7 protein-coding genes are annotated in these 8,699 nt (G+C 72.9%); 5 read left to right on the top strand and 2 right to left on the bottom strand.

The genetic code is table 11. From position 1 onward, the window contains the following. The first annotated feature begins 244 nt into the window (after positions 1-244). The 5 genes from ACWCPI_RS19430 to ACWCPI_RS19410 all read left to right on the top strand — a co-directional run bounded on the left by ACWCPI_RS19430 (position 245) and on the right by ACWCPI_RS19410 (position 6,558). Entirely contained in the window at positions 245-1,057 is an 813-nt protein-coding gene (locus ACWCPI_RS19430; protein WP_451039267.1) for a thioesterase II family protein, read from the top strand. After that, entirely contained in the window at positions 1,054-1,269 is a 216-nt protein-coding gene (locus ACWCPI_RS19425; protein WP_451039266.1) for an MbtH family protein, read from the top strand. Before ACWCPI_RS19430 ends, ACWCPI_RS19425 begins: the two co-directional genes overlap by 4 nt. 59 nt (positions 1,270-1,328) lie before the next feature. Further along, the gene (locus ACWCPI_RS19420) at positions 1,329-4,604 is read left to right on the top strand and encodes a non-ribosomal peptide synthetase (RefSeq protein WP_451039265.1); all 3,276 of its coding nucleotides are present in this window, start codon (positions 1,329-1,331) and stop codon (positions 4,602-4,604) included. Beyond that, positions 4,601-5,875 carry an allantoate amidohydrolase gene (locus ACWCPI_RS19415; RefSeq protein ID WP_451039264.1) on the top strand — a complete coding sequence of 425 codons (1,275 nt, stop codon included), beginning with the start codon at positions 4,601-4,603 and terminating at the stop codon, positions 5,873-5,875. The genes ACWCPI_RS19420 and ACWCPI_RS19415 overlap by 4 nt, the downstream gene beginning before the upstream one ends. Positions 5,876-5,970: 95 nt before the next feature. Beyond that, positions 5,971-6,558, top strand: a complete 588-nt coding sequence (locus ACWCPI_RS19410) for an LOG family protein (protein ID WP_451039263.1) — start codon at positions 5,971-5,973, stop codon at positions 6,556-6,558. A gap of 126 nt (positions 6,559-6,684) precedes the next feature. Here ACWCPI_RS19410 and ACWCPI_RS19405 read toward each other — a convergent pair whose 3' ends face one another. Further along, positions 6,685-7,419, bottom strand: a complete 735-nt coding sequence (locus ACWCPI_RS19405; RefSeq protein WP_451039262.1) for an HAD family hydrolase — start codon at positions 7,417-7,419, stop codon at positions 6,685-6,687. Next, the gene (locus ACWCPI_RS19400) at positions 7,416-8,690 is read right to left on the bottom strand and encodes an MFS transporter (RefSeq protein ID WP_451039261.1); all 1,275 of its coding nucleotides are present in this window, start codon (positions 8,688-8,690) and stop codon (positions 7,416-7,418) included. Before ACWCPI_RS19400 ends, ACWCPI_RS19405 begins: the two co-directional genes overlap by 4 nt. Positions 8,691-8,699: the final 9 nt, after the last annotated feature.

The raw sequence follows: 8,699 nt of genomic DNA, 5'->3' as shown, positions 1-8,699 counted from the left end.
GCGGTGCCCGGTGGTGCCGTCGGCCGTGGCCCGTCGTGCCGCCGAGGCGGCTTCCGGCCCCCGCGGCCGGGCGGCACCCCGCCGGCGCGGCCACCTTCGGCGCACGGCCCCTTCCGACGGCCGAGCGCTTCAGCCGGCCGCCCGCCGCCCGCCGCCCGCCCGGCCGTCTCCGGCCCCCGACCCTCCCCTCCCTCCCCTCCCGCCCCTTCCCGTCCACCGAGCCAAGGACCACGGAGCCCCACACGTGAAGACAACCGCAGTACCCAGAGCGGCACAGCCCGTCGCCCGCGCCGGTGGATGGATCGTCGCGCCGGCGCGGCGGGCCGTGCCCGCCCTCAGGCTGTTCTGTCTGCCGTACGCGGCCGGAGCCGCGTCCGTCTACGCCGGCTGGTCCGGTGCACTCGGCGAGCGGATCGAGATCTGCCCGATCGAGTACCCCGGCCGGCAGACCCGCTGGCGGGAGAGCCCCCACGTACGGCTGGAGCCGCTCGTCGACGCGCTGGCGTCCGCGCTCAAGGGCGAACTCGACGTCCCCTACGCGCTGTTCGGCCACAGCATGGGCTCGCTCGTCGCCTTCGAGCTGGCCCGTGAGCTGCGCAGGCGCGGGGTGGGCGAACCGCACGCGCTGTTCGTCTCCGGCGGCCGGGCCCCCCGGCTGCGTCACGAGCAGCCCCGCATCCACGACCAGCCGGACGCGTTCGTCGTCGAACGGCTGCGCAGGCTGGGCGGCCTGCCCACCGAGGTCTGCGACGAGCCCGAGCTCCTCGAACTGCTCATGCCGGCCGTCCGCGCGGACTTCGCGGTGTGCGAGACCTACCGGTACCGCCCCGAATCCCGGCTGAGCTGCCCGGTCGTGGCCTTCGCCGGCACCGAGGACCGCGAGGTGCCGGCCGAGCGCATGAGCGCGTGGGCCGAGGAGACCTCCGGCCCCTTCGTCCGGTACGTGCTGCCCGGCGACCACTTCTTCCTGCGGCCCTCGCAGGCCGCGTTGCTGGACACCGTCCGCGCCGCCCTGACCCCCTGCCCGACCCCGCACACCCCACAGGAGCACCGATGAGCGCCCACACCGACCCCGCGGCCTCCTACAAGGTCGTGCTCAACGAAGAGGACCAGTACTCGATCTGGCCCCTGCTGCGCACCAACCCGCCCGGCTGGCGGGACGAGGGCACCCGCGGCACGCGCGAGGAGTGCCTCGACCGCATCGAGGCCGTGTGGACGGACATGCGGCCGCGCGGCGTCCGCCGGCGCGCGTCCGCCCTCGTGGCGTGAGAGCGCCGGCCACCCCGCGCAGCAGCTGAAGCGATCACGAAAGGTCAGCGACTTCTGACATGAACCACGGGACCTTCACGCCGGACGGCGCCCAGGAACGCGTCGGGCACCCGGCCCCATGCACCGGCCCCCCGCCCGGTGGCCTCCCCGGCTCCGACCCGGTCCGGGCCGCCGTCGTCGGCACCTACCCCCTGACCGTTCTGCAGACCGGCATGGTCTTCCACCAGGAACTCGACCCGCACGGCCTGCCGTACCACAACGTCCGCAGCCTCCTCGTCCGGGCGCCCCTCGACCCGGCCGTGCTGCGCCGCGCCGTCCAGGACGTGGTGGAACGGCACCCGGTCCTGCGTACGGCCTTCGACCTCAGCGACCACGAGGAGCCCCTGCAACTGGTCCACCGCAGCGTCGAACTGCCCCTGGAATGCGAGGACCTGCGGGGTCTGTCCGCCGAGAAGCAGGTGCGCGTGCTCGGCGAGCTGGCCGAGGCGGAGCGCACCCGGCCGTTCGACGTCACCCGCCCGCCGCTGGTGCGCCTGTTCGCCCACCGGCTCACCGACGACACCTTCCGCTGGACGCAGACCGAGCACCACGCGCTCCTCGACGGCCCGAGCAGGACCGCCTTCCGCGCCGAGGTCCTGGACCGCTACCGCCGTCTGCTCGACGACCCGGCGGCGCCCGCGGAGCCCGAGCCCGCCGCCACCTTCCGCGAGTTCGTCTCCCTCGAACGTCGCACCGCCGCCTCCGAGGAGGTCCAGCGCTTCTGGGCCGACGCCCTCGCCGGCTGCGAGCCCTGCACGCTGCCGCACCGCCCCGAGGAGCACCCCGCCGCCCCGCACGGCACGGTCGAGTGCGAGATCCCCGGCCGGACCGTCGAGAGCCTGCGCGACCTGGCCGAGCGACTCGGCGTCCCGCTGCGCAGCGTCCTGCTGACGGCCCACGCCAAGACCGTCGGTATCGCCACCGGCCGGCACGACATCGTCACCGGTGTCGTGACCGACGGGCGTCCCGAGGGAGCGGCCGGAGCCGGCGCGCTCGGCATGTACCTCAACGTCTCCCCGGTACGGGTGGACCTGACGGGGTCCACCTGGGGCGGACTCGTCCGCCAGGTGCACGACGCCGACGCGGCCGCCCGGCCGTTCAGGCGCTACCCGCTGGCCGCCGTCACCTGGGACCGGGACGGCGGTGAACTCTTCGACCACGTCGTCGACTTCGCCGTCGACGAGCCGGACGTCGAACTGCGCGCCGAGCCGACCGGCCACACCCTGTCGACCACGTTCCTGGACACCCCGGGCGGAGGTCTGCGGCTGCGCCTCGACCACGCCACCGACCGGGTCTGCCGGGAGCAGGCCGAGGACGTCCGCGACGCCTACCTCACGGTTCTCGCCGCGCTGCCCGACACCGAGGCCCGGCACGAGCACCTCTGCCCGCTCACCGAGTCCGCCTACCGGCTGATGCTGAAGGAGTGGAACGGGCCGGCCCGCGCCTACCCGGTGGACCGGTGCGTGCACGAGCTGTTCGAGGAGCAGGTACGCCGGGTCCCGGACGCCCTCGCGGTCACCGACGGCACCCTTGAGCTCAGTTACGCCGAGCTCAACCGCCGCGCCAACCGCCTCGCCCGACGGCTGCGGCAGCGGGGCGCCGGCCCGGAGAGCGTGGTCGCCGTGCTGTGCGGACGCACCACGGAACTCGTCGTCCTCCTGCTGGCCGTGCTCAAGTCGGGCGCCGCCTATCTGCCGCTGGAGCCGCAGTACCCGGCCGAGCGGCTGCGCTACCTGCTGGAGGACTCAGGCGCCCGCCTGGTGCTCGCCGAGGAGCGGTTCGCCGAGCGCGTCCCCGAGGGCCCGTGGACGGTCTGGCACACCGCGCGGGCGGCCGAGGAGGCGGCCGGTCTGGCCGACGGCGACCTCGGCCGCACCAGCTCCCCGGACAACCTGATGTACGTCATCTACACCTCGGGCTCCACCGGCCTGCCCAAGGGCGTGCTGGTGCCGCACTTCGGGGTCGTCAACTACCTGGGCTGGTGCAAGGAGGGCTACGCCGCACGTGGCTCCGGCGGAGCGCCGGTGTTCTCCTCCATCGCCTTCGACATGATCGTCCCCAACCTCTACACGCCCCTGGTCACCGGTGAGCGGCTGTGCATGCTGGACGACTCGCTGGACTCGGTGGCGCTGGCGGACCGGCTCGACGAGCTGGCCCCGTTCACCTTCGTCAAGATGACGCCGGGCCACCTCGACCTGCTGGACCAGCTGCTGCCGCCCGAGCGGGCCCGGAGCCTGGCCACCACCCTCGCGGTCGGCGCCGACACCTTCCCGACCAGGATCCTGGACTCCTGGCGGCGCAAGGACCCCGACAGCGTGATCCTCAACGAGTACGGGCCGACCGAGGCCTCGGTCGGCAACACCGTCCACTTCGTCGACAAACCCGTCACCACCGAGCAGGTGCCGATCGGCCGGGCCATCCCCAACACCACCATGTACGTGCTGGACCCGGCCCTGAACCCGGTTCCGCTGGGCGTGACCGGAGAGCTCTACATCGGCGGCGACTGCGTGGTGCGCGGCTATGCGGGCCGGCCCCGGCTGACCGCCGAGAAGTTCGTACCGGACCCGTTCAGCGAGGCCCCCGGCGCTCGTATGTACCGCACCGGTGACCTCGGCCGCTGGATGCCCGGCGGCGCCCTGGAGTTCCTCGGGCGCGACGACGGCCAGCTGAAGGTGAACGGCTACCGCGTCGAACTCGGCGAGATCGAGGCCGCCCTGGTCGCCCACCCGGCGGTGAAGCAGTCCGTCGCCGCGGTGATCGGCACCGACCAGAAGACGCCGCGCCTGGTCGGCTACTACATGTCCGACGAGGAGATCGACGAGCAGGACCTGCTCGCCCACCTCGCGGAGCGGCTGCCGGCGTACATGGTGCCGGGCATCATGACCCGGATCACCACGCTGCCCCTCAACGCCAACGGCAAGGTCGACCGCAGGGCCCTGCCCACGCCGCGCGCCCTGGCCGAGGCCGGGTACGACGGCCGTGCGGTGCCGAGCGGCGAAGCGGAGCGGGCCGTCGCCGCCGTATGGCAGGACCTGCTCTACCTCGACCAGGTGTGGCGTACCGACGACTTCGTGACCCTGGGCGGCAACTCGCTGCTGGCCGTGCAACTGGTCTTCCGGCTCCGGCGGCAGGGCATCGAGGTGAGCCTCGCCGAGGTGATGCGCCCGGTGACACTCGCCGATCTGGCGGCCGGCGCGGTCCTGACGCCGCCCGGCGACTCCGCCCGCTCCCACAGTGCCGCCGGCGGCAGCGGCCCTGACGACTCCGACAGCTTCGAGAGAGACGGAACGCGATGACCACGAACCTGGTTGCCCCCACGGCTGCCCCCGACGTGCCGGCCCTCTCGGTCGACGCGGCCCGGCTGCTGGGCCGGATCGAGAAGTTCGCGGCCATCGGCCGCAACGCCGCCGGAGGCATCGACCGCGAGGGATTCAGCGACGCGGACATCGAGGCACGGCTCGAACTCGTCCACGAGGCCGAGGCCGCCGGCCTCGCCGCCCGGGTGGACGCCGCGGGGAACGTGATCGTCCGGCGGACGGAAGGCAGGTGTACCGAGCGGCCGACGCTGCTCATCGGTTCGCACCTTGACACCGTGGTCAACGGCGGCCGCCTGGACGGGACTTATGGAGTGCTGGCGGCGCTGGAGGTGCTCCAGACCGTGGTCGAGGCGGGCGTCGAACCGGCCCACGAGCCGGTCGCCGTCGCCTTCGCCAACGAGGAGGGCGCCCGCTTCGCGCAGCCCTTCTGGGGTTCGAAGGCGCTGGTCGGCCGACTGGCCGAGCTGCCCCTGGAGCCACTGGCCCATGACGGTTCGCCGCTTCGGGAGCCGCTCGCCCGGCTCGGCGGCGACCTCGACGCGCTGGACAGCGCCGTCTGGCCGAAGGGTTCGATCGCCGCGTACCTCGAACTCCATGTGGAGCAGGGGCCGGTGCTGGAGCGCGGAGGTGACCGCATCGGCGTGGTCACCGGCATCACCGGGCGCACCGTGCTGACCGTCACGGTACGGGGCGAGGCGGGACACGCGGGCACCACGCCCATGGAGATGCGGCGCGACCCGCTGACCGGCGCCGCCCGCATCCTGCTCGCGGTGGAGGGCCTGGCCAAGGAGCAGCAGCTGTGCCGGGTGGCGACGGTCGGGCGGCTCGACATCCGCCCCAACTCGCCCAACACCATCGCCCAGGAGGTGCAGCTGACGGTCGATCTGCGGGACGGCAACCCGGTCCGGCTCGGGCTCGCCGAACAGGCCGTACGCAACCTGGTGGACACGGTCGCGCAGGAGCGCGGCCTCGGGGTCGAGGTGGCGGTCAGCACCAGGACCGAACCGGCGCAGGCGGACCGCGTCCTGCGGGACGCGATCGCCGACAGCGCCGCCGAACTCGGCCACCCCTACCAGCTGCTGCCCAGCGGCGCCGGGCATGACGCGCAGGTCGTGGCGGGGATCGCCCCGATCGGCATGATCTTCGTGCCCAGCCTGGGCGGAGTGAGCCATGTGCCGGAGGAGGACACGGCGGACAGCGACCTGATCGCCGGCGCGGACGTGCTGCTGCGTACCGCCCTGCGCCTGTGACCGGCGAAGGCGCCGCTCGGCACGGCGCCCGTACCGCGGCCGAGGAGCTCGGCCTGTTCGCGAGGGCGGATTCGTCACCCACCAGGAGAAGACCAGTGATCCCTGTACGTTCTGCACGTAAGAGCATCGGCGTGTTCTGCGGCTCGCGCCCCGGCCGCCACGAGGAGTACACCGAGGCCGCCCTGGCACTCGGCGATGAACTGGCCGCACGCGGGGCCGAGTTGGTCTACGGAGCCGGCGGGGTCGGCATCATGGGCGCCGTGTCGACCGCGGCGATGGCGGGCGGCGCGGCGGTCACCGGTGTCATCCCGCACGCGCTGCACGAGCGGGAGCGGCTCGACAACGCCTGCGGGGAGATCTTCCTGGTGGGCGGCATGCACGAGCGCAAGGCCCTGATGTACCGGCTGTCGGACGCCTTCGTGGTGCTGCCCGGCGGGTACGGCACGCTCGACGAGCTGATGGAGGTGGCCACCTGGAACCAGCTGGGCCACCACGACAAGCCGATCGCCCTGGTCAACGTACGCGGCTTCTTCGACCCGCTGGTCGCCATGCTCGACCGGATGCTCGACGAGCGTTTCTTCTCCGCCCGCGACCGTGCCCTCATCCATGTCGTCCCGGACGCGGGTGCGGCCCTCGACGCGATCGGGGTACCGAGCCCGACCGAAGTAGTCGCCGCCGTATGACGAGACCGTCGTGCGTCGGCACGACGGTGACGGCACCACGGGTGTTCCGTCGCGGTCCGGCCCGGATCGCGACGGAACACTTCGGCGAATCACGCCGCCGTGCCGCGGAACGAAAAAGCCCGGAACTCAGGCGGTTTCACGGAGCGACGGCGTCGCCCGATTCCACTCGTCCACCACGCTCAGCACGTCCTTCAGCGTCCCGACCACCGCGTCCGGCACCGCGCCGTACGCACCCAGCTCCTCCTCAGGAATGCTGCTGTGCGGCACCAGGATCGTCCGCATCCCGGCCCGCTGAGCCCCGTACACGTCCTCGAAGGCCCGGTCCCCGACGAACACGCAGCCGTCCGCCGAAGCCGCGCCCAGCCCGGCCAGCGCCGCCGCGAAGATGTCGGGGTGCGGTTTGGTCCACGGCACCTCGCTGGAGTACACGGCGGCGTCGACGTAGCCGAGCACCTCGTCCCGCTCGAAGATCTCCTCGTGCCACCCGGCCGGCCACAGCGTGTTGGAGAGCACGCCGACGCCCAGGCCGCGTTCGCGCAGCCCGTCCAGCATCTCCAGGGCGTGCGGGTCGATGAGGGTGTGCGCCTCCCAGGCCCGCCGGTACGTCGCGAGCGCCCGCGCCCCGGGCGTCACCCCGGCGAGCTCGAAGACCTCGTCGAGCCGGGCCGAGCACTGGGTCTCGCGGCAGCGTGTCATCAGCTCCCGTTCGGCCCGCAGCAGCCGCCCGCCGACCTCGGCCGCCTCGTGCGCGCCGACCCCGTCCAGGGCGGCGGCCGTCTCCTCCCAGATACCCGGCAGGTCCACCGTGTGCCAGGGGGTGAGGGTGCCCGCCCAGTCGAAGATCACGTACTCGACGGTCATGCCGCCTCCTTCACACTCGTCCTCCCGTACGACGGCTGCCGTACGGCGATCTGCAACAGCGCCAGGCCCGCCACGCACACGGCCAGCAGGCACGGCCCCACCGCCCACCACCCGTCCGCCGCGGTGACCGCGAGCCCCACCAGGGGCGGCGTGGCCAGCGCTCCGATGCTGCCGAACTGCGCGACCAGGCCGTTGGCGGCGCCCAGGTCGGCGGTCGCGCGCACCGCCAGCGGCACGGCCGCGAACACGGTGGCCACGACCAGCTCGTTGGCGAGGGCGATCACCAGCGCGCTGCCGACCGACACCCCGAGCCCGCCCGCCCCGGCGAAGGCGGCGAGCGCCCCCGCCGGCATCAGCAGCACGGCGACGAACAGCAGCCGCACGCCGACGCCGCGCACCAGCAGCCAGCTCGCCAGGAACCCGCCGGCCACCCCGATCAGCGACACCACACCGGTGAGGGTGCCGGCCGACTCGGTGGACAGGCCGAACTCCTCGTGCAGGTAAGGCGGGTAGAGCGTGACGCAGGCCACGATCGAGCCGCTGACCGCGGCGAACCCGGCGCCCAGTGAGGCGGGCCGCGCGAGCCGTCGTACCGCGGCCGCCCGATCCGGGCGCGTGGACTCGCGCCGCTTGCTGTGCCCGGCCACCGCGGGCAGCCGTGTGGTCAGCACGGCGACGACCAGCGTCGCCGCCGCGGCCACCGCCAGCCATTCCCGCCAGTCGAGCCACGACGAGAGCACCCCGCCCGCGAAGGAACCGAGCGCCAGACCCACCGGCATGAACGTGCCCCAGATCGCGAGCGCCCCGGTGAGCCGCTTGCCGTCGCCCAGCGCGAAGAGCAGCACGGGGGCGACGATCACCACGACGACGTATCCGACGCTCTCCACCAGCCGGCCGCCCAGCATCGCGGCGAAGCTGTCGGTCCGGGCGCAGAACAGCCCGGCCAGGCCCATGACGACGAGCCCGGCGACCAGCATGCGGTGCGGCGGCAGGGGACGGATCAGATAGCTGACGAACAGACCGAGCACGGCGGCGACCGCGGTCACCAGTGAGGTGAGCAGGGCGACCTGGGCCAGGGAAAGGGAAAGGTCCTCGCGTAACGCCACCGATATCGGCGTCATTTTTCCCATACTTGTGGCGGCGAAGAGCCCGGCCAGATAAATTAGGCAGAACTTCCATCGGAATGCGCGGGCCTCTCGCCTTTCTGCGAGTTCTTCCGATGTCGATTCAATTCCCTTGCCAGCCCTGACCACTTCGGTCTCGTCTGTCATCAAGCCTTT

The sequence above is a fragment of the Streptomyces sp. NPDC001920 genome (assembly GCF_053594495.1).
The sequence above is the reverse complement of the archived record's forward strand: the minus strand, read 5'-3'. Positions and strand labels throughout refer to the sequence as shown.